General features: G+C 61.9%; 23 protein-coding genes. 14 read left to right on the top strand and 9 right to left on the bottom strand.

All coding sequences use genetic code 11. From position 1 onward, the window contains the following. Positions 1-67: 67 nt before the first annotated feature. Positions 68-2,461 carry a hybrid sensor histidine kinase/response regulator gene (locus ACP7E3_RS21390; RefSeq protein ID WP_057006087.1) on the bottom strand — a complete coding sequence of 798 codons (2,394 nt, stop codon included), beginning with the start codon at positions 2,459-2,461 and terminating at the stop codon, positions 68-70. 288 nt (positions 2,462-2,749) lie between these two features. Here ACP7E3_RS21390 and ACP7E3_RS21385 point away from each other — a divergent pair, with 288 nt between their 5' ends. The 4 genes from ACP7E3_RS21385 (at position 2,750) to ACP7E3_RS21370 (ending at position 6,269) form a co-directional block, all read left to right on the top strand. Further along, positions 2,750-3,547 carry a hydroxymethylpyrimidine/phosphomethylpyrimidine kinase gene (locus tag ACP7E3_RS21385; protein ID WP_026140190.1) on the top strand — a complete coding sequence of 266 codons (798 nt, stop codon included), beginning with the start codon at positions 2,750-2,752 and terminating at the stop codon, positions 3,545-3,547. A gap of 18 nt (positions 3,548-3,565) precedes the next feature. After that, positions 3,566-4,195, top strand: coding sequence for a thiamine phosphate synthase (gene thiE / locus ACP7E3_RS21380; RefSeq protein ID WP_017848322.1), 630 nt, complete (start codon positions 3,566-3,568; stop codon positions 4,193-4,195). Between the two features lie 11 nt (positions 4,196-4,206). Then, entirely contained in the window at positions 4,207-5,490 is a 1,284-nt protein-coding gene (gene hemL, locus ACP7E3_RS21375; protein WP_046381936.1) for a glutamate-1-semialdehyde 2,1-aminomutase, read from the top strand. A gap of 224 nt (positions 5,491-5,714) precedes the next feature. Further along, positions 5,715-6,269 carry a tetratricopeptide repeat protein gene (locus ACP7E3_RS21370; RefSeq protein ID WP_017848324.1) on the top strand — a complete coding sequence of 185 codons (555 nt, stop codon included), beginning with the start codon at positions 5,715-5,717 and terminating at the stop codon, positions 6,267-6,269. 42 nt (positions 6,270-6,311) lie between these two features. Here ACP7E3_RS21370 and ACP7E3_RS21365 read toward each other — a convergent pair whose 3' ends face one another. Then, the gene (locus ACP7E3_RS21365; protein WP_003194436.1) at positions 6,312-6,638 is read right to left on the bottom strand and encodes a DUF1820 family protein; all 327 of its coding nucleotides are present in this window, start codon (positions 6,636-6,638) and stop codon (positions 6,312-6,314) included. A 131-nt stretch (positions 6,639-6,769) separates the two neighbouring features. Between ACP7E3_RS21365 and miaB the strand changes: the two genes are divergently transcribed. The 5 genes from miaB to lnt all read left to right on the top strand — a co-directional run bounded on the left by miaB (position 6,770) and on the right by lnt (position 12,146). Beyond that, a complete protein-coding gene (gene miaB, locus ACP7E3_RS21360; RefSeq protein ID WP_017848325.1) occupies positions 6,770-8,095 on the top strand; it encodes a tRNA (N6-isopentenyl adenosine(37)-C2)-methylthiotransferase MiaB in 1,326 nt (441 codons plus the stop codon). A 184-nt stretch (positions 8,096-8,279) separates the two neighbouring features. Continuing rightward, positions 8,280-9,281: a PhoH family protein gene (locus ACP7E3_RS21355; protein WP_017848326.1), complete on the top strand. Its 1,002-nt coding sequence runs from the start codon at positions 8,280-8,282 to the stop codon at positions 9,279-9,281. Continuing rightward, positions 9,274-9,732 (top strand): rRNA maturation RNase YbeY, encoded by a 459-nt coding sequence (gene ybeY / locus ACP7E3_RS21350; protein WP_079444779.1) that lies wholly within the window; start codon positions 9,274-9,276, stop codon positions 9,730-9,732. The genes ACP7E3_RS21355 and ybeY overlap by 8 nt, the downstream gene beginning before the upstream one ends. Before the next feature lie 42 nt (positions 9,733-9,774). Beyond that, positions 9,775-10,614, top strand: coding sequence for an HlyC/CorC family transporter (locus ACP7E3_RS21345; protein ID WP_017848328.1), 840 nt, complete (start codon positions 9,775-9,777; stop codon positions 10,612-10,614). 8 nt (positions 10,615-10,622) lie between these two features. Next, positions 10,623-12,146 carry an apolipoprotein N-acyltransferase gene (gene lnt, locus ACP7E3_RS21340; protein WP_017848329.1) on the top strand — a complete coding sequence of 508 codons (1,524 nt, stop codon included), beginning with the start codon at positions 10,623-10,625 and terminating at the stop codon, positions 12,144-12,146. Positions 12,147-12,270: 124 nt separating this feature from the next. Here the strand turns inward: lnt and ACP7E3_RS21335 are convergent, their stop codons facing one another. After that, the gene (locus tag ACP7E3_RS21335) at positions 12,271-13,032 is read right to left on the bottom strand and encodes a YdcF family protein (protein WP_426124273.1); all 762 of its coding nucleotides are present in this window, start codon (positions 13,030-13,032) and stop codon (positions 12,271-12,273) included. Positions 13,033-13,139: 107 nt separating this feature from the next. Further along, positions 13,140-13,457 carry a hypothetical protein gene (locus ACP7E3_RS21330; protein WP_046381934.1) on the bottom strand — a complete coding sequence of 106 codons (318 nt, stop codon included), beginning with the start codon at positions 13,455-13,457 and terminating at the stop codon, positions 13,140-13,142. Positions 13,458-13,719: 262 nt separating this feature from the next. Between ACP7E3_RS21330 and leuS the strand changes: the two genes are divergently transcribed. From leuS to ACP7E3_RS21305, 5 genes are all read left to right on the top strand, one after another. Beyond that, positions 13,720-16,326 carry a leucine--tRNA ligase gene (leuS, locus tag ACP7E3_RS21325; RefSeq protein ID WP_177032031.1) on the top strand — a complete coding sequence of 869 codons (2,607 nt, stop codon included), beginning with the start codon at positions 13,720-13,722 and terminating at the stop codon, positions 16,324-16,326. An 89-nt stretch (positions 16,327-16,415) separates the two neighbouring features. After that, on the top strand, positions 16,416-17,021 hold the full coding sequence (gene lptE, locus ACP7E3_RS21320) for an LPS assembly lipoprotein LptE (protein WP_017848334.1): 606 nt from the start codon (positions 16,416-16,418) through the stop codon (positions 17,019-17,021). Positions 17,022-17,060: 39 nt separating this feature from the next. Continuing rightward, positions 17,061-18,098: a DNA polymerase III subunit delta gene (gene holA, locus ACP7E3_RS21315; RefSeq protein ID WP_046381932.1), complete on the top strand. Its 1,038-nt coding sequence runs from the start codon at positions 17,061-17,063 to the stop codon at positions 18,096-18,098. 161 nt (positions 18,099-18,259) lie between these two features. Next, positions 18,260-18,424 carry an alternative ribosome rescue factor ArfA gene (gene arfA / locus ACP7E3_RS21310; protein WP_003176285.1) on the top strand — a complete coding sequence of 55 codons (165 nt, stop codon included), beginning with the start codon at positions 18,260-18,262 and terminating at the stop codon, positions 18,422-18,424. Positions 18,425-18,485: 61 nt separating this feature from the next. Beyond that, a complete protein-coding gene (locus ACP7E3_RS21305) occupies positions 18,486-19,811 on the top strand; it encodes a lytic murein transglycosylase (RefSeq protein WP_046381931.1) in 1,326 nt (441 codons plus the stop codon). A gap of 129 nt (positions 19,812-19,940) precedes the next feature. Here the strand turns inward: ACP7E3_RS21305 and ACP7E3_RS21300 are convergent, their stop codons facing one another. The 5 genes from ACP7E3_RS21300 to ACP7E3_RS21280 all read right to left on the bottom strand — a co-directional run bounded on the left by ACP7E3_RS21300 (position 19,941) and on the right by ACP7E3_RS21280 (position 24,218). After that, a complete protein-coding gene (locus tag ACP7E3_RS21300) occupies positions 19,941-20,873 on the bottom strand; it encodes a S66 peptidase family protein (protein ID WP_017848337.1) in 933 nt (310 codons plus the stop codon). A gap of 151 nt (positions 20,874-21,024) precedes the next feature. Continuing rightward, positions 21,025-22,026, bottom strand: coding sequence for a lipoyl synthase (gene lipA, locus ACP7E3_RS21295; RefSeq protein ID WP_162231495.1), 1,002 nt, complete (start codon positions 22,024-22,026; stop codon positions 21,025-21,027). Between the two features lie 26 nt (positions 22,027-22,052). Further along, on the bottom strand, positions 22,053-22,700 hold the full coding sequence (gene lipB / locus ACP7E3_RS21290) for a lipoyl(octanoyl) transferase LipB (RefSeq protein ID WP_046381930.1): 648 nt from the start codon (positions 22,698-22,700) through the stop codon (positions 22,053-22,055). Further along, complete coding sequence (locus tag ACP7E3_RS21285; protein ID WP_017848340.1) at positions 22,700-22,975, bottom strand: DUF493 domain-containing protein; 276 nt, start codon at positions 22,973-22,975, stop codon at positions 22,700-22,702. Before ACP7E3_RS21285 ends, lipB begins: the two co-directional genes overlap by 1 nt. Positions 22,976-23,060: 85 nt before the next feature. Beyond that, on the bottom strand, positions 23,061-24,218 hold the full coding sequence (locus tag ACP7E3_RS21280; protein WP_046381929.1) for a D-alanyl-D-alanine carboxypeptidase family protein: 1,158 nt from the start codon (positions 24,216-24,218) through the stop codon (positions 23,061-23,063). Between the last annotated feature and the right edge of the window lie 173 nt (positions 24,219-24,391).

Below are 24,391 nucleotides of genomic sequence, written 5' to 3'. Positions count from 1 at the left end.
CGGGCCTCCTGGAAAAAAGGCCACCTGGAGTTGCGGCCCGAATTTCAGTTAAGCACCGTCATCTCGCTTAAAAAAGTGGCATACGCGCCGAATGTCCGGCGCTTTCGCCCTCTGACGGACACAGCAGCCGACGTTCCAGCAGCGCTTGCAGCGCGTCGAAACGTACTGGTTTGACCAGGCGCTCGGTGATGCCGATGCCATGGCAGCGCTCGCGTTCGGACACATTCAACGTGGTGCTCAGGGCGATCACCGGTAACTCGCCGCAGCCGGGCAACGCGCGAATCTGACAGCACAACGAGAAACCGCCTTCCGGTATATCCAGCAATACTGCGTCGAAGGTTTCCCCCTGCAACGCCGCCAACGCCGCCGGCCCGCTGTCGACGGTTTTCACCCGATAACCGAGCTTGAGCAACATGCCGCGCACCACCAACTGGCCGACGCTGTTGTCGTCCACCAGCAGCACCGCACACTGCGCAGGCGTGCGTGCGTGCGCGGGGCTTGCCGGGCGTGGCTCGGGCTGCAGCGGGGTGACCGCCAGTTCCAGCTGAAAACGACTGCCCTTGCGCGGTTCGGAATGATGGGTGAGGCGCCCGCCGAGTAATTCGATCAGTTGCCGGCAGATCGCCAGACCAATCCCCAGGCCGCCGTATTCGCGGGTCGTCGAGCCATCGAGCTGGAAGAACCGCTGGTACAGGGTGGCCTCGTCGAGGAACGCAAAGCCGATGCCCGTGTCGGTGACGATAAAACTCAGGCGCACGCTGCCATCGCTCAGGGGCACGCCGACCACCCGCAGACGCACGACGCCTTCGTGGGTGAACTTGAAGGCGTTGTCCAACAGGCAATCCAGGCACTGGCTGAGTTTGTCGGCATCGCCGCGCAGGCGATCGGGCAAGTCGTCGGCGACATCGATGGAAAAGGCCAGGCCTTTGCTCTGGGCGCTGGCGCTGAACTGCTGGCGCAAGGTGTCGAGCACGCCGCGCAGGCTGAACACCCTGGGCTGGGCACTCAGGCGCCCGGCCTGCAACTCGGTGAGGGTGAGGATGCCATTGACCATCCGCATCATGTCCCGCGCCGAGCCGGCGGCGGTTTGCTGGTAGTTCGCCAGGTCGTCGTCCAGGGGCACGGTCTGCATCAACTCCAGGGAGCCGATCACCCCATTCATCGGCGTGCGCAGTTCGTGGGTCAGGGTGGCGAGGAATTCGTCCTTGAGCCGGTTACTGCGGGCCAACTGCTGGTTGAGCACTTCGAGCTTCTGGCTCGCATCGTAGAGGATCTGCGCCTGTTGCTCGCGCATGGCGTTGATGCGGTCCGCCAGGGCCAGGGACAACAGCGCCACTTCGATCGCCGAGCCGATCTGGCTGGCGTACATGGTGAGGAACACATTCGGCAGGTAACCCAGCACCATCAAGGTGTTGACCACGCCGCCCAGCAGGAACGCCGACCAGGCGATGATGAAATAACGCGCCACCCGCTGGCCGCAGTACCAGGCCTTGATGGCGGCGACGAAGATAGTCACGGTGAACACCAGCGCCAGGCCGGTGGCCAGGCGCAGCGCGAGGGCGTAGCTGGTCATCAGTGAGAGCAGCATCACCACCGCGCCACAGGCCACCAGCGCCAGCAACAGGCGATTGATCCAGCGGCTGTGCTGGGCGGTGTGCAGGAAGCTGCGGGCGAACAAGCTGCCGAACAACGCCGCCGAGCCGATCATGAACGGCGTCGCGGCATTCGCCCACCAGGGGTTGTTCGGCCAGAAATACTCCACCGCCGCACCGTTCACCGACAGCTGGTACAGACCGAACGAGGCGATATAGAAGATGTAATAAAGGTAGCTGGTGTCGCGCACGCTGAGGTAGATGAACAGGTTGTACACCAGCATCCCCAGCAACACGCCATAGATCAGGCCCAATACATATAGGCGCAGCGGTTGTTGTTCCAGATAGGCAGTGCTGGACCACAGCGTCAGCGGCGCCTGGATCGAACCTTCGCTTTGCAGGCGCAGGTAGACGGTCTTGGTTTCGCCCGGCGTGAAGTCGACCTTGAACAAGTAGTTGTTCTGGCGAATCTCGCGGCTGGAGAACGCCAAGGCATCCCCGGTGCGACCGGCCAGGCGATAGTTGCCGGTGCTGTCGGGCAAGTACAGGTCAAGGTGGTCGAGGGGCGGATAGGCCAACTCCAGCAGCCAGGTGCGCTGGGTTTCAGGCGGCTTGGGCTGGTAACGCAGGTTGACCTTGAGCCAGAACACCGAGCGCGAATAGCCGGCGTTGAGGGTGTCTTTGTCGTGGGGCTTGAACTGTGTGGCAGCGGCGGGAGCGCTCACATCGGCGATGGTCAGGGTGTTGGTCGGGTCTTCGAGCACTTGCATGGCCCGGCCCAGCGGCAGGCTTCGCGTGTCTTGGGTGAACTCAATGGCGTCGGCGAGCAGCGGTAGCCCGCACAATAATAAAATCAGCAAATAACGCATAGAGCCCCAGCGTGACCTGTCCGGTCATGTCAAAAAGCCCCCCATTCCTTTTGAGAAGACGTATACCGGCGATACAGTAAGTTGTTTCGAATCACTTTAGCATAGCTGCTAAAGGCCATTAGACACCATTGATATAATTTTTCTAAAGGCTCTAGAACAAGGCTTTCAGCGGACTTCACAACTAAAATCCGATACTAGCAAACAGCCATAACCGCCCATGGATCCGGGCAAAATTCAGCCATCGCCAGACGGCCACGCCAAAAGCGTTTGGTGGTAAGCTCGCGCACCATGAATATCTACAGCTCTCGCCCCGTTGTCCTCTGTCTCTCCGGCCATGATCCCAGTGGTGGCGCCGGCTTGCAGGCAGATATCGAAGCCCTGCTCGCCCAGGGTTGCCATGCGGCCCCGGCCGTTACCGCGCTGACGGTGCAGAACACCGTCAACGTCAGTGATTTCCGCGTGCTCGACCGCGAGTGGGTGCTGGCCCAGGCCAACGCCGTGCTCAGCGATTCGCCAGTGGCGGCGGTCAAGCTGGGCATGCTCGGCTCCACCGCGATGGTCGACACCGTGGTCGAGCTGCTGCAGGCGCACCCGCACCTGCCGGTGGTGTGCGACCCCGTGCTGCGCGCCGGCGGCGGCGGCAGCCTAGGCAAGGACGAAGTCGGCTACGCCATGCGCGAGCGGCTGTTGCCGTTGTCGCTGATCGCCACGCCCAACCTGCCTGAAGCACGCATCCTTGCCGAACTGCCTGAGGGCACGGCGGACGAATGCGCGGAAAAGCTGTTGCCGTTTATCAAGCACCTGCTGATTACCGGCGGCCATGGCGATGAGCACCAAGTCCACAACCGCCTGTACAGCCGCGACGGCACGCGCCAGACCTTTACCTGCCAGCGCCTGCCCGGCAGCTATCACGGTTCGGGGTGTACGCTGGCCAGCGCGCTGGCGGGCCGGATCGCCCAGGGTGAAGGCCTGGTCAGCGCCGTGCAATCGGCCCTCAACTACACTTGGCGCACCCTGCGTGACGCCGAACAACTCGGCCAGGGCCAGTTCGTGCCTCGCCGGCTGCCGCTGGATTTCTGCTCGTAACACCAAGAGGCCTGCCCGATGAAACTACGTGGCCTTTATGCCATTACCGACAGCCAATTATTGGCCGGCAAATTCCTCGCCTACGTCGAAGCGGCGCTGGATGGCGGCGTGACCCTGCTGCAGTACCGTGACAAAAGCAGCGACGAGGCCCGGCGCCTGCGTGAAGCGGAAAAACTCCGCGAATTGTGCTCGCGCTACAAGACCCAACTGATCATCAACGATGACGCCGAACTGGCCGCGCGCCTGGGCGTCGGCGTTCACCTGGGCCAGACCGATGGTCCCCTGACCACGGCCCGTGCGTTGCTGGGCTCCAAGGCGATCATCGGCGCCACCTGCCACAGCCAGATCGAACTGGCCGAACAGGCCGCGAAAGAAGGCGCCAGCTACGTCGCCTTCGGCCGCTTCTTCAACTCCAGCACCAAGCCCGGCGCCCCTGCCGCCAGCCTCGAAATGCTGGCCCAGGCCCGCGCGCGTCTGCAGTTGCCGATCTGCGTGATCGGCGGCGTCACCCTGGAGAATGCCGAACCGCTGGTGGCCCACGGGGCCGACTTGCTCGCCGTGGTACACGGCCTGTTTGGTGCCGACAGCACCCAGGAAGTCACGCGCCGCGCCCGCGCTTTCAACGATCTTCTTAAATCTTCAGTTTAGAGAGCCCGATCATGTCCCGTTCCGAAACCCTGTTTGCCGATGCCCAGAAACACATCCCCGGCGGTGTGAACTCCCCCGTGCGTGCATTCAAGAGCGTCGGCGGCACGCCGCTGTTCTTCAAGCATGCCGAAGGCGCCTACGTCACCGACGAAGACGACAAGCGCTATGTGGACTACGTCGGTTCCTGGGGCCCGATGATCCTCGGCCACAGCCACCCGGACGTACTCGACGCCGTGCGCCAGCAGTTGCAACACGGCCTGTCCTACGGCGCCCCGACCTCGATGGAAACCGAGATGGCCGACCTGGTCTGCTCGATCGTGCCGTCGATGGAGATGGTGCGGATGGTCAGCTCCGGCACCGAAGCCACCATGAGCGCGATTCGCCTGGCCCGCGGTTTCACCGGCCGCGACAGCATCATCAAGTTCGAAGGCTGCTACCACGGTCACTCCGACAGCCTGCTGGTCAAGGCCGGGTCCGGCGCGCTGACCCAGGGCGTGCCAAGCTCGGCCGGTGTGCCGGCAGACTTCGCCAAACACACCCTGACCCTGCCGTTCAACAACATCGCCGCCGTCGAGCAGATGCTCAATGAAGTGGGCCAGGAGGTGGCGTGCATCATCGTCGAGCCGGTCGCTGGCAACATGAACTGCGTACCGCCGGCCCCGGGCTTCCTCGAAGGCCTGCGCGCACAGTGCGACAAGCATGGCGTGGTGCTGATTTTCGACGAAGTGATGACCGGCTTCCGCGTAGCCCTCGGTGGCGCCCAGGCGCATTACGGCGTAACGCCGGACCTGAGCACCTTCGGCAAGATCATCGGTGGCGGCATGCCGGTGGGCTGCTTCGGCGGCAAGCGCGAAATCATGCAATACATCGCGCCGCTGGGCCCGGTGTACCAGGCGGGCACCCTGTCCGGTAACCCGCTGGCCATGGCCGCCGGCCTGACCACCCTGCGCCTGATCAGCCGCCCGGGCTTCCATGCCGAGCTGACCGACTACACCTCCCGCCTGCTCGACGGCCTGCAACAGCGCGCCGATGCCGCTGGCATTCCGTTTGTCACCACGCAAGCAGGCGGCATGTTCGGCCTGTATTTCAGCGGCGCCGACGATATCGTCACCTTTGAGGACGTGATGGGCAGCGACGCCGGCCTGTTCAAGCGCTTCTTCCACCTGATGCTGGACGGCGGCGTGTACCTGGCACCGAGCGCCTTTGAAGCCGGCTTCACCTCGATCGCCCATGGCGACGCCGAGTTGAAACTGACCCTGGATGCTGCCGAGCGCGCCTTCGCCGCCCTGAAATAACCGGCACAGCATTCTGACGTCGCCCCCGGCGGCGTCAGATTTGCTACTTTGCTTACAGACTTTTCCTGGTTTTCTCGAGAAATCACCTGCAATCCGGCAGATAACTTGCCCAACCGGCAGAAAAACGAGTAAAGACTTTGTAAGCAGAGGTCTGCTTATTTCATAATGCGCGCTTATTGGACCCCCGAGGGTCCGCGTGCCCCGTCAGAGGTAAGTCGATTCCCATGAAACGCACCGGCCGCACCCTGGTCCTGGGCTGCCTGTTGCTCCTTCAGCCGCTGCTGGCACATGCACAAGCAGGCGGCAACTCGTTGTTAATCCCAGCGATGGGTCGTTGCACCCTCAATACCCAGCCAGACAGCCAGGCCGAAGCCCTGAGCGCGTGCCAGAAACAGGCCGACGGCGGGGATGCGCAGGCGCAATACGAGTTGGGCGAGTACTACCACGACGGCAAGAACCCCGCGCGCGACCTCAACAAAGCGTTGAACTACTTCGAAAAAGCCTCGCTGCAGGGCCACGCCCAGGCGCAATTCCAGCTGGGCACCATGTTCTTCAAAGGCGAAGGGGTGCCGGCCAATAACGTCCAGGCGTATATCGTGCTGAAAATGGCCGCGGTCAACGGCGCCGAAGACGCGCTGGACACCGCCGACGAAGTTGCCGAACACATGCAGCGCGATGAACTGGAACTGGCGACCCAGGTGCTGGGCCAGATCTTCCGCAATTATCTGCAGGAACTGCAGAGTGCGGATGGGCGCTCACCGTTCTCGCCCCTGCCCTGATCGACCGGTGACGAGGGAGCCAGCGCCCTCGCTACAAACTCCCTACTTCTCAGGCATCGGCATCGGAAACGGCATGACATTGCTCGTGCCACGCGCTTCGCTGATCTTCGGCGTGCCCAGGCGCTCGACTTCATCGATACGCACGATCGAATGCATCGGCACAAAACTGCGCACCACGCCTTCGAACTGGGCCTTGAGTTTTTCCTCGCCCGGGTCGACGACCAGCTGTGTGCGCTCGCCAAAGACGAACTCTTCCACTTCCAGGAAGCCCCACAGATCACTTTGATAGATCTGCTTGGCGTACATTTCGAACACCTGGCCCTGGTTGAGGAAAATCACCTTATAGATTGGAGCTTCACGTTTGGTCATGGTGGGCGGGGAACACATCGGGGATATAAAAGAGGGCGCGAACTATAGCATGGCACCCGATGCACAGTGCTAGGAACCGATGGACATGACCCCTATAATGCGCGGTTCTTTACCACCAGTTGACGATTCCCATGGCCAAGAAGCTCTACATTGAAACCCACGGTTGCCAGATGAACGAGTACGACAGCTCGCGCATGGTCGATCTGCTGGGTGAACATCAGGCCCTGGAAGTCACCGCCCGCGCCGAAGATGCCGACGTAATCCTGCTCAATACCTGCTCGATCCGCGAACGGGCACAGGACCGCGTGTATTCGCAGTTGGGCCGCTGGCGTGAATTGAAACTGGCCAACCCGGAGATGGTGATTGCCGTCGGCGGCTGCGTCGCCAGCCAGGAAGGCGCAGCCATCCGCGACCGCGCGCCCTACGTGGACGTGGTCTTCGGCCCGCAAACCTTGCACCGCCTGCCGGAAATGATCGACGCCGCGCGCCTCACCAAGCTGCCCCAGGTCGACGTCTCGTTCCCGGAAATCGAAAAATTCGACCATCTGCCCGAGCCGCGCATCGATGGGCCGAGCGCCTACGTGTCGGTGATGGAAGGTTGCAGCAAGTATTGCACCTTCTGCGTGGTGCCCTACACCCGCGGTGAAGAAGTCAGCCGGCCGTTTGACGATGTAATGTCAGAAATCATCCACCTGGCCGAAAACGGCGTGCGTGAAGTGACCCTGCTGGGCCAGAACGTCAACGGCTATCGCGGCCAGACCCACGACGGGCGCCTGGCCGACCTCGCGGAGCTGATCCGGGTTGTCGCCGCGGTGGATGGCATCGAGCGCATTCGCTACACCACCTCGCACCCGCTGGAGTTCTCCGACAGCCTGATCCAGGCCCACGCCGAAGTGCCGGAGCTGGTCAAGCACCTGCACTTGCCGGTGCAATCGGGTTCGGACCGCATCCTGTCGGCGATGAAACGCAACCACACCGCCCTGGAATACAAATCCAAACTGCGCAAATTACGCGCGGCAGTGCCGGGCATCTGCATCAGTTCGGACTTTATCGTCGGCTTCCCCGGCGAGACCGAGAAAGACTTCCAGCAGACCATGAAGCTGATTGAAGACGTCGGTTTCGACTTTTCCTACTCGTTTGTCTACAGCCAGCGCCCCGGCACGCCTGCCGCCGACCTGCTGGACGAGACCCCGGAAGAGCTGAAAAAAGAGCGCCTGAACGCCCTGCAACATCGCCTGAACCAGCAGGGGTTCGAGATCAGTCGACAAATGGTCGGGTCCACCCAGCGCATCCTGGTCACCGACTACTCGAAAAAAGACCCGGGCGAACTGCAAGGGCGCACCGAGAACAACCGCATCGTCAACTTCCGTTGCGACAACCCGACCCTGATCGGCCAGTTCGCCGATGTCCACATCGATGCGGCGCAACCGCACTCGTTGCGCGGCTCTCTGGTGTAATAAATGTGCGAGGGGGCTTGCCCCCGATTGCGGTACATCAGCAGCACATGAGCTGCCTGACACTCCGCAATCGGGGGCAAGCCCCCTCCCACACTGGATCGGGCTGGATAAGTGCTTTCGCACACTGGCGCGTGGCGTTATCCTCTCTTTCACCTCAACAGCCAAAGGGCGGCTAAAAGCGACCTTGAACGCACCCATCGAACCCCATCGTTTTCTCCTCGAGCCGTTTGAGGCTCGCCGTTTCGCCAATTTGTGCGGACAGTTCGACGAGCACCTGCGCCTGATCGAACAACGCCTGAGCATCGAGATCCGCAACCGCGGCAATCAATTCGAGCTGATTGGTGAACCCCAGCACACCACGTCTGCAGAAAACCTGCTCCGCCGCCTCTACCGCGAAACCAAGGGTAGTGAGCTGTCGCCGGAAACGGTCCACCTGTACCTGCAGGAATCGGCCGTGGAAGACCTGGCCAACAACCCGGTGGCCGAAGCCAGCGTGGCCTTGCGCACCAAAAAGGGCATGATTCGCCCACGCGGCTTGAATCAGCAGCGCTACGTCAAAGAAATCCTCGGTAACGATATCAACTTCGGCATCGGCCCCGCCGGTACCGGCAAGACCTACCTGGCCGTGGCCTGTGCCGTCGACGCCCTGGAGCGCGAGCAAGTGCGCCGCATCCTGCTGGTGCGCCCGGCGGTCGAGGCCGGCGAAAAGCTCGGCTTCCTGCCCGGCGACCTGGCACAGAAAATCGACCCGTACCTGCGCCCGCTCTACGACGCGCTCTACGAGATGCTCGGCTTTGAATACGTGGCCAAGCTCATCGAGCGCCAGGTGATCGAGATCGCCCCACTGGCCTACATGCGCGGCCGGACGCTGAACAACAGTTTCATCATTCTCGACGAAAGCCAGAACACCACCGTCGAACAGATGAAAATGTTCCTCACCCGTATCGGTTTCGGCTCCACCGCCGTGATCACCGGCGACGTCACCCAGGTCGACCTGCCCAAGGGCACCAAGTCGGGCCTGGCCCAGGTGATCGAGGTGCTCAAAGACGTGCCGGGGATCAGCTTCACGCACTTCATGCCCAAGGACGTCGTCCGCCACCCGCTGGTCCAGCGCATTGTCGAAGCCTACGAGCGCTTCGAGCACCGCGACGACGCCCCGGCCAAGGACACCCGCCGCGATGCTTGAGCTTGACCTGCAACTGGCAACCGACGCGCACGCCCCCAGTGAAGAGCAGTTCCGTCAATGGTGCGCCCTGGCCCTGCGCCAGCGCACCGCCGACTCGGAGCTGACCATCCGCCTGGTGGACGAACCCGAAGGCCGCGAACTGAATCACACCTGGCGCCAGAAGGATTACGCGACCAACGTGCTGTCCTTCCCCGCCGACGTACCCGACGAACTGCTGGATATCCCGTTGCTGGGCGACCTGGTGATCTGCGTCGAAGTCGTCGAGCGTGAGGCGCAGGAACAAGGCAAGGCCCTTGAAGCCCATTGGGCTCATCTGGTCATCCACGGCTGCTTGCATCTGTTGGGTTACGACCATATAGACGATGACGAAGCCGAAGAAATGGAAGCACTGGAACGATCGTTGCTTGCAGAATTGGGTCACCCTGATCCGTATGCAGATGACGAAAACTGATCAACACTCAACTGAAACATCAAAGGATTTAGAGTAATCGCTATGAGCGAAGACCGATCGAGCAACGGGCAAAAGTCATGGCTGGGTAAACTGACCCAGGCTTTTGCCCACGAGCCGAAAAACCGCCAGGAGCTGCTGGAGCTGCTGCGCGAGGCCCATCAGAACAAGTTGCTGGACAGCGAAGCGCTGGCCATCGTCGAAGGCGCCATCCAGGTGGCTGACCTGCAAGTTCGGGACATCATGGTCCCGCGTTCGCAGATGATCAGCATCAAGGCGCCCCAGACCCCACGGGAATTCCTCCCGGCCGTGATCGACTCGGCGCACTCGCGCTACCCGGTGATCGGCGAAAGCCATGACGACGTCATGGGTGTCCTGTTGGCCAAGGACTTGCTGCCGCTGATCCTCAAGGAGAACGGCGACAGCTTCAACATCAAGGACCTGCTGCGTCCGGCCACCTTCGTCCCCGAATCCAAGCGCCTGAATGTGCTGCTGCGCGAGTTTCGCGCCAACCACAACCACATGGCCATCGTGATTGACGAATACGGCGGCGTCGCCGGCCTGGTGACCATCGAAGACGTGCTGGAACAGATCGTCGGCGATATCGAAGACGAGCACGACGTCGAAGAAGACAGCTACATCAAGCCGCTGCCGAGCGGTGACTTCCTGATCAAGGCGTTGACGCCGATCGAGAACTTCAACGAGTTCTTCGACAGCGAATTTTCCGACGACGAGTTCGACACCGTCGGCGGCCTGGTGATGAGTGCGTTCGGGCACTTGCCCAAACGTAACGAGACCACCGAGATCGGCGCTTATCGCTTCCGCATCCTGAATGCCGATAGCCGCCGGATTCATCTGATTCGCCTGACACCTATTGCCCGTTAAGGACTGACATGCGCCGTTTCATCGCTCCCGGCTGGCCCGGCAACTTGTTGGCCGTGGTGGCTGGCGCCATCACCACCCTGGCGCTGGCGCCATTCGATCTGTGGCCGCTTGCGTTGGTCGCGGCCGGATTGTTCTATATCGGGCTGCGCGAGCTGTCCCCACGCCAGGCCCTCGGCCGTGGCTGGTGTTTCGGTTTCGGCCTGTTTGGCGCCGGCACCAGCTGGATCTACTACAGCATCCACCACTTCGGCGGCGCTTCGGTGTTGCTGGCTGGCTTGCTGATGCTGGCGTTCACCGCCGCCATTGCCTTGTTCTTCGCCCTGCCCGCCTGGTTGTGGGCGCGCTGGCTGCGGCGCAATGAAGCGCCACTGGCCGATGCCCTGACGTTTGCGGCGCTGTGGGTCGGCCAGGAAGCGTTCCGGGGCTGGTTCCTGACCGGTTTTCCCTGGTTGTACTCCGGTTACAGCCAACTTGACGGCCCCCTCACCGGCCTCGCGCCGCTGGGTGGGATGTGGCTGATTTCCTTCGCCCTGGCCTTGACCGCCGCCCTGCTGTGCAACCTGCCGCGCCTGCTGGCGACCCAGCGCAACGCCTTCATCGGCGCTGGCCTGTTGCTGCTGGTGGCGCCCTGGGCCATCGGCCTGGCCCTCAAGCATCACGCCTGGACTTCACCGTCCGGCGACCCGCTGAGTGTGGCGGCGATCCAGGGTAACGTCGAACAAAGCATGAAGTGGGACCCCGAGCAGCTCAATGCACAACTGGCGCTGTACCGCGACATGAGCTTCAGCTCCAAGCGGGTCGACCTGCTGATATGGCCGGAAACGGCCGTGCCGGTGCTCAAGGAGTCCGTCGAGGGCTACCTCGGGATGATGGGCAAGTTCGCTGCCGAACGGCACACCGCGCTGATTACCGGCGTGCCGATTCGCCAGGAAGTGCATCACCAGAAGCGCTACTACAACGGCATCACCGTCGTGGGCGAAGGTGACGGCACCTACCTCAAGCAGAAGCTGGTGCCCTTCGGCGAGTACGTGCCGCTGCAGGACATGCTGCGCGGCTTGATTGCCTTCTTCGACCTGCCCATGTCGGACTTCGCCCGCGGCCCGTCCGACCAGGCGATGCTACAGGCCAAGGGCTATCAGATTGCACCGTTCATTTGCTATGAAGTGGTCTACCCGGAATTCGCCGCCAGCCTCTCGGCCCAGAGCGACTTGCTGCTGACCATCAGCAACGACACCTGGTTCGGCACCTCCATCGGCCCCTTGCAGCACCTGCAAATGGCGCAGATGCGTGCGCTGGAAGCCGGCCGCTGGATGATCCGCGCCACCAACAACGGCGTGACCGGGCTGATCAACCCGTATGGGCAGATCACCGCGCAGATCCCGCAGTTCGAGCGCGGCATCCTCTATGGCGAAGTGGTGCCGATGCACAACCTCACGCCGTACCTGCAATGGCGTTCGTGGCCGCTGATCGTGGTGTGCCTGGTGTTGTTTGGCTGGGCGCTGCTGGCCGGCCGGATGTCCAAAACCGTCTAACAGAATCAAACCGAACCCAATGTGGGAGGGGGCTTGCCCCCGATAGCAGTGTGTCAGTCAGTAGATTTGATACTGATACACCGCAATCGGGGGCAAGCCCCCTCCCACATTTTGATTTGCGGTGCTATCGGTAGAACAACCGATACCCCACCTGCCCCACCGCCTCATTGAGCAACTGCCCGCTCTGCCACACCGACTTGAACTCCGGCATCCAGCCGCCCAGCGGCCGGGCGTTATCCTCGCCGAGGAAGCCGACCGGCGCCGGCACCACGCTGAAACCGGCTTTTTCAAAGCTCCAGACCGCACGCGACATATGCCAGGCCTGGGTCACCACCACGACGCGCTTGACCCCCTCGGGCAACAGAATCTCGGCACTCATCTGCGCATTTTCCCAGGTGGTGCGGCTGCGCTCTTCCTTCCAGCGCACCGCCACATCGAAGTCGTCCCGCATCGACACCGCCATCAACTCAGCTTCGCTGGGCGGTGTGCCGTAATGCAAACCGCCGCTGGTCAGCACCGGCAGCCCGGAGGCCTTGGCCAATCGCGCGGCGTAGCGCTGACGCTCCAGCCCGATGCCGGTTGGCTGGTCCGAACCCCAGGCCGGGTCGCCACGCTCGCGCCCCGAACCCAGCACCACAATGGCATCGGCGCGTCGGGCCAGGCTCGACCAGTCCTCCCGGGCCAACGGCGGCGCCGTCTCCAGGGCGCGCGCGCCCCACTGCACCATGATCGGCAGGCTCATCAGCCACATCCCGCCCAGGCCGAGGGCAAAGCAGCAGCCGGCCAGGCGCGGGCGGCTGCGGCGAAACCACCAGGCAAGGGCCAGCAACAGCAAGAGAATGCCGGGCGGCAACAGCAGTTGTTTGATGAAATAACGAATAGGCATCGAGCATCTCCATAGATGCCCGAAGCCTAAGGTGTAACGGGGTTTAGCGACAATCTTTACAAGAACGAAGCAGAGTCAGCGATGATCAGGAAACTAAGGGGCATGTATTACTTGAACCGCACGGACCGATGTTTTTCCGGGCCGCGAGCGGCTGACACATCCTTGAGCCACACCACCTTGGCCGACCGCACGGGCTCGTTGGGCGGCGTGCTCGCCACGCCGGTAAAGGCCGAACGTTCGTTCCTTGCCAGGTAAGCCTTGATCAGTTCCAGCTCCGCGTGGCTCAAGCCTCGCAGTTCCAACTCGACGGGCTGCTCATCACGCAATCGACCCGCCGTACTTGCTGCATCCAATGCACGACCCAAACGGTCGATGAGTCCTTGGTACACATCCGGTTTAGATAACATTCGCTGCGATTCCACCATCCCCTCACCTCATTGAAGATAAGACTCACTCCCCAATAAACAGCGTAGCCCCCATGGCTGCGCCTGCCCGGCGCCGCGACAGACGGCCTCGACCGCGCAATCAGGGTTTCCCTCGATAGAGTGGGGTCATGTATGCTACGGCGCTTCCTGTAACTCCACTTCCCGCAGGGTTTGGGCACGGACACGGCGCTTTATGGTGTCGGCCAGCTCGGACAATGCACCGAAGAGGATTAGGCCACCCCTATTTAGTTCAAAAGTAGCCATGCACGAACAATATCAGCCCCGTGAAATAGAAAATGCCGCCCAAACCTTCTGGGATGAGCAAAAGTCCTTTGAAGTCAGTGAACAGCCGGGCAAGGAGACGTTCTATTGCCTATCGATGTTCCCTTACCCCAGCGGCAAGCTACACATGGGGCATGTGCGTAACTACACCATCGGCGACGTGATTTCCCGTTACCAGCGCATGCAAGGCAAGAATGTCCTGCAACCCATGGGTTGGGACGCCTTCGGCATGCCGGCGGAAAACGCCGCGATGAAGAACAACGTAGCGCCCGCCAAGTGGACCTACGAAAACATCGCCTACATGAAGACCCAGCTGCGCAGCCTGGGCCTGGCGGTGGACTGGTCCCGCGAAGTGACCACCTGCAAGCCGGACTACTATCGCTGGGAACAATGGCTGTTCACCCGCCTGTTCGAAAAAGGCGTGATCTACCGCAAGAACGGTACCGTGAACTGGGACCCGGTCGACCAGACCGTGCTCGCCAACGAGCAAGTGATCGACGGTCGCGGCTGGCGTTCCGGCGCGCTGATCGAAAAGCGCGAAATCCCGATGTACTACTTCAAGATCACCGCCTACGCGGATGAACTCTTGTCGAGCCTCGACGACCTGCCGGGCTGGCCTGAACAGGTCAAGACCATGCAACGCAACTGGATCGGCAAGTCCAAGGGCATGGAAGTGCAGTTCCCGTACAACGTCGATTCGATCGGCGAAGCGGGTACCCTCAAAGTCTTCACCACCCGTCCGGACACCCTGATGGGCGCGACTTACGTCGCCGTGGCCGCGGAACACCCGCTGGCCAGCCAGGCCGCACGCAACAACCCTGAGCTGCAGGCGTTCATCGCCGAATGCAAAGGCGGCAGCGTGGCGGAAGCCGACGTCGCCACCCAGGAGAAAAAAGGCCTGCCGACCGGGCTGTTCGTCGAGCACCCGCTGACCGGCGAAAAATTGCCGGTATGGGTCGCCAACTACGTGCTGATGCACTACGGCGATGGCGCAGTAATGGCTGTGCCGGCCCACGACGAACGCGATTTCGAATTCGCTACCCAGTACAACCTGCCGATCAAATCCGTGGTACGCACCAGCTCGGGCGACACCAACCCGGCCCCGTGGCAAGACGCCTACGGTGAGCACGGTGAACTGATCAACTCCGGCGAGTTCGACGGCCTGGACTTCGCCGGTGCCTTCGACGCCATCGAAGTCGCGCTGATCAAGAAAAACCTCGGTGCCTCGCGCACCCAGTTCCGCCTGCGCGACTGGGGCATCAGCCGCCAGCGTTACTGGGGCTGCCCGATCCCGATCATCCACTGCGAAACCTGCGGTGACGTGCCGGTGCCGGAAGACCAGTTGCCGGTGGTCCTGCCGGAAGACGTGGTGCCGGACGGCGCCGGTTCGCCTTTGGCGCGCATGCCTGAGTTCTACGAGTGCAGCTGCCCGAAATGCGGCCAGCCAGCCAAGCGCGAAACCGACACCATGGACACTTTCGTCGAGTCCTCGTGGTACTACGCCCGTTATGCCTCGCCGCACTACGAGGGTGGCCTGGTCGAGAAATCGGCGGCCGACCACTGGTTGCCGGTGGATCAGTACATCGGCGGTATCGAACACGCCATTCTTCACCTGCTGTACGCGCGCTTCTTCCACAAGCTGATGCGCGACGAAGGCCTGGTCAGCTCCAACGAGCCGTTCAAGAACCTGCTGACCCAGGGCATGGTGATCGCCGAGACGTATTACCGTCGCGAAGCCAATGGCAGCTACACCTGGTTCAACCCGGCGGATGTCGAGCTCGAGCGCGACAGCAAAGCCAAGGTCATCAGCGCCAAGCTGATCGCCGACGGCCTGCCGGTGGAAATCGGTGGCACCGAGAAGATGGCCAAGTCGAAGAACAACGGCGTCGACCCACAGTCGATGATCGACCAGTTCGGCGCCGACACCTGCCGCCTGTTCATGATGTTCGCCTCGCCGCCGGACATGAGCGCCGAATGGTCCGACTCCGGCGTCGAAGGTTCGCACCGTTTCCTCAAGCGCGTCTGGCGCCTGGCCCATGCCCATGTCAGCCAGGGCCTGCCGGGCAAGCTGGATGTGGCCGCCTTGAGCGACGAGCAGAAAGCCATTCGCCGCAGCACCCACCTGGCCATCAAGCAAGCAAGCCAGGATGTGGGCCAGAACCACAAGTTCAACACCGCCATCGCCCAGGTGATGACGCTGATGAACGTGCTGGAAAAAGCCCCGCAAGCCACCGAACAGGAGCGTGCGCTGGTTCACGAAGGCCTCGAGACGGTCACCCTGCTGCTGGCCCCGATCACGCCGCACATCAGCCACGAACTGTGGCACCGCCTGGGCCACAGCGAAGCCGTCATTGACGCCCGCTGGCCGGTGCAGGATGACAGCGCGCTGGTCCAGGACACGCTGCAACTGGTGATCCAGGTCAACGGCAAACTGCGTGGCCAGATCGACATGCCGGCCAGCGCCAGCCGCGAAGACGTCGAAGCGGCCGCGCGCTGCAACGAGAACGTGCTGCGCTTTACCGAAGGCCTGACGATCCGCAAAGTGATCGTCGTGCCGGGTAAACTGGTCAATATCGTCGCCAGCTAAATCGGATCGGGCGCAGGGCTTGAGCGCTGCGCCGAACTAAACCTTCAGGGCCTCGATAAGGCCCGCATGGTTTCAAGGGGAGCAATAAAATGATCAAACGCAATTTGCTGGTGATGGGCCTTGCTGTGCTGCTGAGCGCTTGCGGCTTCCAGCTGCGCGGTACCGGCACCAATGAACTGACCATCAAGGAATTGGACGTCAGCGCCCGCAACGCCTACGGCGAAACCGTTGTGCAACTGCGCGACACCCTGAAAAACAGTGGCGTACACGTCTACACCGGCGCGACCTACAAGCTGTTCCTGGCCGACGAGAAAGAAACCCAGCGTAACCTCAGCTACGCCAGCGCTGGCCGTGCGTCCGATATCGAGCTGATCACTTCGTTGACGTTTGAAATGCAGGGCCGCGACCATCTGCCGTTGATGGGTGACAAGATCGAAGTGCAAAAGGTCGTGAGCCACGATGGCAACAACCTGGTGGGCTCGGACTCGGAAATGACCCAGGTGCGCAAAGAAATGCGTCGTGAGCTGGTCCAACGCGTGATGCTGCGCCTGCAACAGCTGACGCCGGAAAAACTGGAACTGCTGCAACAGACCGCCGACAACAAGGCCAAGGCTGACGCCGACGCCCTGAAAGCCGCGCAAGAGTACGAAAACAACACGCCGAAACAATCGCCTGTTGAAGTCCCTGTAGACTAAGCCAGACGGGGCGCCCCAGGCGCCCCGTTCATCGCGCCTATGAAACTCGCCCCCGCCCAACTCGCCAAACACCTGCAAGGTGCTCTCGCGCCTGTCTATATCGTCAGCGGCGATGACCCGTTGCTGTGCCAGGAAGCGGCAGACGCCATTCGCACCGCCGCGCGCCAGCAAGGCTTCGACGAACGCCAGGTGTTCAGCGCCGACGCCAGTTTCGACTGGGGCACGCTGCTGCAAGCCGGCGCGAGCATGTCGCTGTTTGCCGAAAAACGCCTGCTGGAACTGCGCCTGCCGTCGGGCAAGCCCGGCGACAAGGGCGCGGCGGCCTTCATCGAGTACTGTTCGCGGCCTGCCGAAGACACGGTGTTGCTGATCAGCCTGCCCAAGCTCGACGGCAGCGCGCAGAAAACCAAGTGGGGCAAAGCGCTGGTGGAAGGGGCACAGACCCAGTTCATCCAGATCTGGCCGGTGGACAGCAATCAGTTGCCGCAGTGGATTCGTCAGCGCCTGTCCCAATCGGGGCTGTCGGCCACGCAGGACGCAGTGGAACTGATCGCCGCCCGGGTCGAAGGTAACCTGCTTGCCGCCGCCCAAGAGATCGAAAAGCTCAAGCTGATGGCAGAAGACGGGCAGATCACCGTCGAAACCGTGCAAGGCGCGGTGGCTGACAGCGCGCGCTTTGACGTGTTCGGGCTGGTGGACGCCATCCTCAATGGCGAGCCTGCGCACGCCCTGCGCATGCTCGAAGGGTTGCGCGGTGAAGGCGTGGAACCGCCGGTGATTCTCTGGGCGCTGGCTCGCGAGTTGCGGGTACTGGCCAATATTGCGCTGCAATACAGCCAGGGCACGCCGTTGGACAAATGCTTCAGCCAAGCCAGACCGCCGGTCTGGGACAAGCGCAAACCGCTGATGAGCAAAGCCCTGCAGCGGCACTCGGCGCAACGCTGGGCGCAACTGTTGCTCGAAGCCCAGCGCATCGATGCACAAATCAAGGGCCAGGCAGCGGGTTCGCCGTGGATGAGCCTGAGCCGTTTGTCACTGCTGATGTCTGGCCAGCGCCTGACATTACCTGCCGAATAACCCCCCCTCTTAAAAACACCGCAAAACCAATGCGGGATGGGGCAAGCCCCCTCCCACATGTTGGCTGCATTTGTATTTCAAAAAACTTGCCGGGCTTTACAGCGGCCAGACTTCGGCAGATGATTTGCACCGCTGCATCCCACCTGAAGAGAGTAACGACCATGAGCAAAAAGCCATCTAAGCATGGCCCCAACAAGGCCAAATCCATCATCGCCCAGCCACTGTTCCGCAGCCGTCAGGAACGCGCCGGCAAGGGCAAAGGCAGCTACCGCCGCGAAGCCTTCCAGTCTAATAGCTGGGAGGCTTCTTACTTTCTGGCCGCCTGAAGGCAAGCGCCCCTCCGGCATGATAAGGTCAGCACTTGATTTGTAATCCCTGGACCTGTGCATGCCCTCTAGTCTTTCCCGTCGTTGGCACCTTCGCCAATTGATCGCTGCCTCCAGCCTCATTCTGCTTGTCGCCTGCGCGGAAAAACCTACCGCCGCAGATGCTCAACCCTTGCCGACACTCTCGACCGCACCGGTCGTAGCGCCCGCTGTCGTGGCCCCGCTGGCTGTGGATAACCTGGACATCCAGCCCACCCAGACCTTTGCCGAATGGCAGGCCGGTTTCCGTGCGCAAGCCTTGAAGGCCGGCATTACCCCAGCCGTGTTTGATATCGCCTTCGCCAACGTCACCCCGGACATGGCGGTGATCCGTGCCGACCGCAGCCAACCGGAATTTTCCCGCCCGGTGTGGGAATACCTCGACGGCGCCCTGTCGCCAGTACGCGTGCGTAATGGCCAAGCACTATTGGTCAAGTACGCCGACATCCTGCAAAGCATCGAGCAACGTTATGGCGTCGACCGCCAGGCGCTGGTCTCGGTGTGGGGCATGGAAAGTAACTTCGGTCAGTTCCAGGGCAATAACTCGGTGATCCGTTCCCTCGCGACCCTGGCCTACGAAGGCCGGCGCCCGGCCTTTGCCCAGGCGCAATTGCTCGCGGCGCTGCAAATCATCCAGCACGGCGATATCCAGGCCGACCAGATGCGCGGTTCGTGGGCCGGCGCCATGGGCCAGACCCAGTTCATCCCGACCACCTACAACACCCACGCCGTGGACTTCGACGGCGACGGTCGCCGCGATATCTGGAACAGCCCGGCCGACGCCCTCGCCTCCACCGCGCATTACCTGCAAAGCTCCGGCTGGCAGAAAGGCCAGCCGTGGGGTTTCGAAGTCAAACAACTGCCGGCCAACTTCGATTACACCCTGGCCGACGGTGGCGTGCGCAAGACCGTCGCCGACTGGCTGAAGCTGGGTATCCAGCTGCCACCGGGAGCGAGCATGCCGCCTAACGTCGACCAACTCTCCGCCGCCCTGCTGCTGCCAGCGGGTTACCGTGGCCCGGCGTTCCTGGTGCTGGATAACTTCCGCGCAATCCTCAAGTACAACAACTCGTCGTCCTACGCACTGGCCGTGGGCCTGCTGTCGGAACGGTTCGGCGGAAGTGGTGTGATTCGTGGCGATTGGCCGAAAGATGAACTGCCGCTGAGTCGTTCCCAGCGCATTGACCTGCAGACCGTACTCAGCAGCAATGGCTATGACGCGGGCAACCCGGACGGGATTATCGGCGCCAACACGCGCAAGGCGATCCGTGCGGCGCAACAGTCACTGGGCTGGCCGGCGGATGGTTATCCGACGGTGAAGTTGCTGGAGTCGTTGCAGAACCGTTAGATCGGCTTATGGCGACTACCGCTATCGGGGGCAAGCCCCCTCCCACATTTTGACCGCGTACATCCTTTGAAATGCGGTCAAAATGTGGGAGGGAGCTTGCTCCCGATAGCGGTTTAGCAGACGACAGATTCAGCGGTTGAACACCACATCCTGTTCCAGCACCAGCCGCTGCTCCCCCGCATCCAACCGCACACGCGCGCCCATCGGCAGCGTCACGTTCGGATCGCAATGCCCACTGCGCCAGCCAGACAGCACCGGAATGCACAGCGGTTCGAAGGTCTGCTTCAGCAGCCGCTCCAGCGCGGTGCTATCCACCCCCGCCACGTCCCCCACCAACACACCCGCTACCTGAGCCAGCTTGCCGGTCAGGCGCAGATGCGTCAGCAAGCGGTCGATGCGGTAGATCGGCTCATTGACGTCTTCGATAAACAGGATGATGCCCTCGGCATCGATTTCGTAGGACGTCCCCATCATGGCCGCGATCATCGATAGGTTGCCGCCGAGCAAGCGCCCACAGGCGATACCGGGCTCGATCGTGGTCAATGGGTAGGCCACCGGGTGCGCCAGCACGCTGCCTGCACCTACCTGGCCACGCAGCATGTTGAACAACGACGACTCGGTGGGTGGCTGCTTGTCGCCGAGCAGGTCGGCATTCAGCATCGGGCCGTGGAAGGTCACAAAACCGGCATAGCGGTTGATTGCCAGGTGCAACGCAGTGATATCACTGTAACCCACGAAAGGCTTGGGGTTGGCGCGCAGCAGGTCGAAGTCCAGGCGGTCCAGCAGGCGGGGCGTGCCGTAGCCGCCGCGCAGGCAGAAGATCGCATCGATATCAGGGTTGGCGAAGGCGGCGTGCAGGTCGCGCAAGCGCACGTCATCGCTGCCGGCCAGGTAGCCGTCGCGTTCATATACTCCGGGGAAGATGCGTAGCTCATAGCCACGGGCGCGCATCCACTGCCCGGCTTTTTCCACGTCCAGCGCGGCAGGGCCGGCGGGTGCGATCAGGCCGATGGTGGCTTCAGAACGCAATGCAGGTACGGCGGCGGCTAGTCGACTGGTCATCCCTGATTCTCCCTATATGACGCGGAACGAAATGTGGGAGGGGGCTTGCCCCCGATAGCGCTGAATCAGCCAGTACCTGTAGCGACTGACACACTGCCATCGGGGGCAAGCCCCCTCCCACATTGGATCTGCGGTGTTGCGCAGATCTGTATTACGAAATCAGGCTAGCCTTGACCAGCTTGGCCTGCTCATCGGCGTGGTACGAGGAACGTACCAGCGGGCCCGACGCGACGTTCTTGAAGCCCATCTTGTAACCTTCCTCGGCGAACCAGGCGAAGGTGTCCGGGTGAACGAAACGCTGTACCGGCAAGTGGCTGCGCGATGGTTGCAGGTATTGGCCGAGGGTCAGCATGTCGATGTCGTGCTCACGCATGCGCTGCATGACTTCGATCACTTCCTCGTCGGTTTCGCCCAGGCCGAGCATCAGGCCGGACTTGGTCGGGATGTGCGGCATCATCTGCTTGAATTTCTGCAGCAGGGTCAGCGACCACTGGTAGTCCGAACCTGGACGCGCCGCCTTGTACAGGCGTGGCACGGTTTCCAGGTTGTGGTTGAACACATCCGGCGGCTCGGCGGCGGTGATTTCCAGCGCGACGTCCATGCGGCCACGGTAGTCCGGCACCAGGGTTTCGAGCATCACGTCCGGCGACAGCTTGCGGATTTCGCGGATGCAGTCGGCAAAGTGCTGGGCACCGCCGTCACGCAGGTCGTCGCGGTCGACAGAAGTGATCACCACGTACTTGAGTTTCAGGTCGGCGATGGCGATGGCCAGGCTTTCCGGCTCGTTGACGTCCAGCGGCTTCGGCCGGCCGTGGCCGACGTCGCAGAACGGGCAACGACGGGTGCAGATGTCACCCATGATCATGAACGTGGCAGTGCCGCCGGAGAAGCATTCGCCCAGGTTCGGGCAGGACGCTTCTTCGCACACGCTGTGCAGCTTGTGCTTGCGCAGCAACGCCTTGATACGGTCGACTTCCGGCGAGACCGGGATACGCACGCGAATCCAGTCAGGTTTTTTCGGCAGTTCGGTGGTCGGGATGATCTTGACCGGGATGCGTGCAACCTTCTCGGCGCCGCGCAGCTTGACGCCGGCTTCCACCTTGGCACGCGGGGCCTGGGCCGGACGTTCGGTGACGTCCAGCGTCGGGATCATGGTTTGCACTGCATCAGTAGTCATAATCAGTCGATTCCGCCCGTAAGGGTCGTCTGCTCAGCATAGTCGAGGTGTTTGACGAGCTGCGCACGCAGCCGGGCACTTACCTCGGCAAATTTAATCGGTGTGGCGTGGTCGCTCAACTGGGTCATCGCCAACCCGGCATAACCGCACGGGTTGATGCGCCGGAACGGCGCCAGGTCCATGTCCACGTTCAACGCCAGACCATGAAACGAACAACCGTGGCGAATGCGCAGCCCCAGGGAAGCGATTTTCGCACCATCCACATACACACCGGGTGCATCGGGCTTGGCCACGGCGCTCACGCCGTAACTGGCCAACAGCTCGATCAGGCAAGCCTCCATACGGTTCACCAGGTCGCGCACGCCAAACCCCAGCTTGCGCACATCCAGCAGCAGATATGCCACCAGTTGACCGGGCCCATGGTAAGTCACTTGACCCCCTCGGTCGACCTGCACCACCGGAATATCACCCGGAAGTAGCAGATGCTCGGCCTTGCCGGCCTGGCCCTGGGTGAACACCGGCGGGTGTTCCACCAGCCAGATCTCATCGGGTGCCGAGGTGCCGCGCTCGTTGGTGAAGCGCTGCATCGCGTGCCAGACGGGCTCGTAGTCCATCCGGCCGAGCTCGCGAAAGCCCAGGACCTGTGGCATCACAGCACCATATGTACGAAGCCGGTGGCCCGCAGTTCGCTGTTGATGTCGTAAAGCTGGTCTTGACCGGTCGCAACGATGTGCAACTGGATCGTGGTGTACTTACCGTTGGTGCTCGAACGCTCATCCACACGGTTGTCGTTGATCGTCGCGTGTTTACGCACGATGTCGAGAATCTTGTCCTTGTTGCCCACACCGGTATCGCTGATCACCTTGACGGGATAATCCGTCACCGGGAATTCGATCTTTGGCGCCTTTACTTCTTTATCGGTCATGGCGTAACGGCCTCGTAAGCGTAAGCCGTGGCGACGGGCAAAGCCCCGCGTCGGATCAACACGGGGCTTTGCAGGTGCACACTTATCAGTTGAACAAGCTGTAGAAGAACAGGCGGATGCTATCCCACACGCGGCGGAAGATACCACCCTCGTCGACGGCATCCAGGGCGATCAGGTCGGCACTGTGTACCACTTTATCGTCCAGCTTCACTTCGACCTTGCCGATCACGTCGCCCTTGGCGATTGGCGCAACCAGGTGCGGGTTCATGGTCATGCTGGCCGCGAGCTTTTTCAACTGGCCTTTAGGCATGGTCAGGGTCAGGTCTTCAGCCAGGCCGGCCTTGACTTGCGAGGTCGCGCCTTTCCATACCGGCGCGGTCGCCAGTTCAGCACCCTTCTGATAGAAGGTCTGGGTTTCGAAGAAGCGGAAGCCGTAGGTCAGCAGTTTTTGCGTCTCGGCCGCACGGGCCTGCTCGCTGTTGGTGCCGAAGACCACGGCGATCAGGCGCTGGCCATCACGCACGGCGGACGACACCATGCAGTAGCCGGCTTCTTCGGTGTGGCCGGTTTTCAGACCGTCGACGGTCTTGTCGCGCCACAGCAACAGGTTGCGGTTAGGCTGCTTGATGTTGTTCCAGAAGAATTCCTTCTGGGAGTAGATCGCGTAGTGGACCGGGTCGACACGAATGATCGCGCGCGCCAGGATCGCCATGTCGTGAGCCGACGAGTAGTGCTCTGGGTTCGGCAGACCGGTCGGGTTCATGAAGTGGCTGTTGGTCATGCCCAGGTCGGCCACGGTTTTGTTCATCATGTCGGCGAACGCGTCTTCGCTGCCAGCGATGTGCTCGGACAGGGCGACGCTGGCGTCGTTACCGGACTGGATGATGATGCCGTGCAGCAGGTCGCTGACCGTCACCTGCGAGCCGACCTTGATGAACATCCGCGAACCACCGGTGCGCCAGGCGTTTTCGCTGACGGTCACCGGGTCGTTTTCGCCGATCTGGCCGCGACGGATTTCCAGGGTCGCGATATAGGCTGTCATCAGCTTGGTCAAGCTGGCGGGCGGCAGGCGCTGGTCACCGTTGTTTTCCACCAGCACGTTGCCACTGGCGGCATCCATGAGGACCCAGGCCTTGGCGGCCAGTTGCGGTGAAGCCGGCACCATTTCAACCGCCCAGGCGGCCGGGGTGATGATCAGCGAGATAAGCAGGCACGTGCGTTTGGCTAAGGTGATGATGTTCATCCGTCTCTCGAAATTACGTATGGAAACTTGCCCTCGCGGGCAAAACTTATTCAGACAGCCCGTTACCGGTCTGTCGCGTGTTCGGTTGCCTGCTCACCCCTTGCCCCTGGGTTTTATTGTTCAACGAGCCAACAACCAGGGCCCAGGCCCGCGCACGGACCTGAACCATCAAT

It is taken from the genome of Pseudomonas sp. PSPC2-3 (assembly GCF_049898265.1).
GTDB classification, from domain to species: Bacteria; Pseudomonadota; Gammaproteobacteria; order Pseudomonadales; family Pseudomonadaceae; genus Aquipseudomonas; species Aquipseudomonas veronii.
The sequence above is the reverse complement of the archived record's forward strand: the minus strand, read 5'-3'. Positions and strand labels throughout refer to the sequence as shown.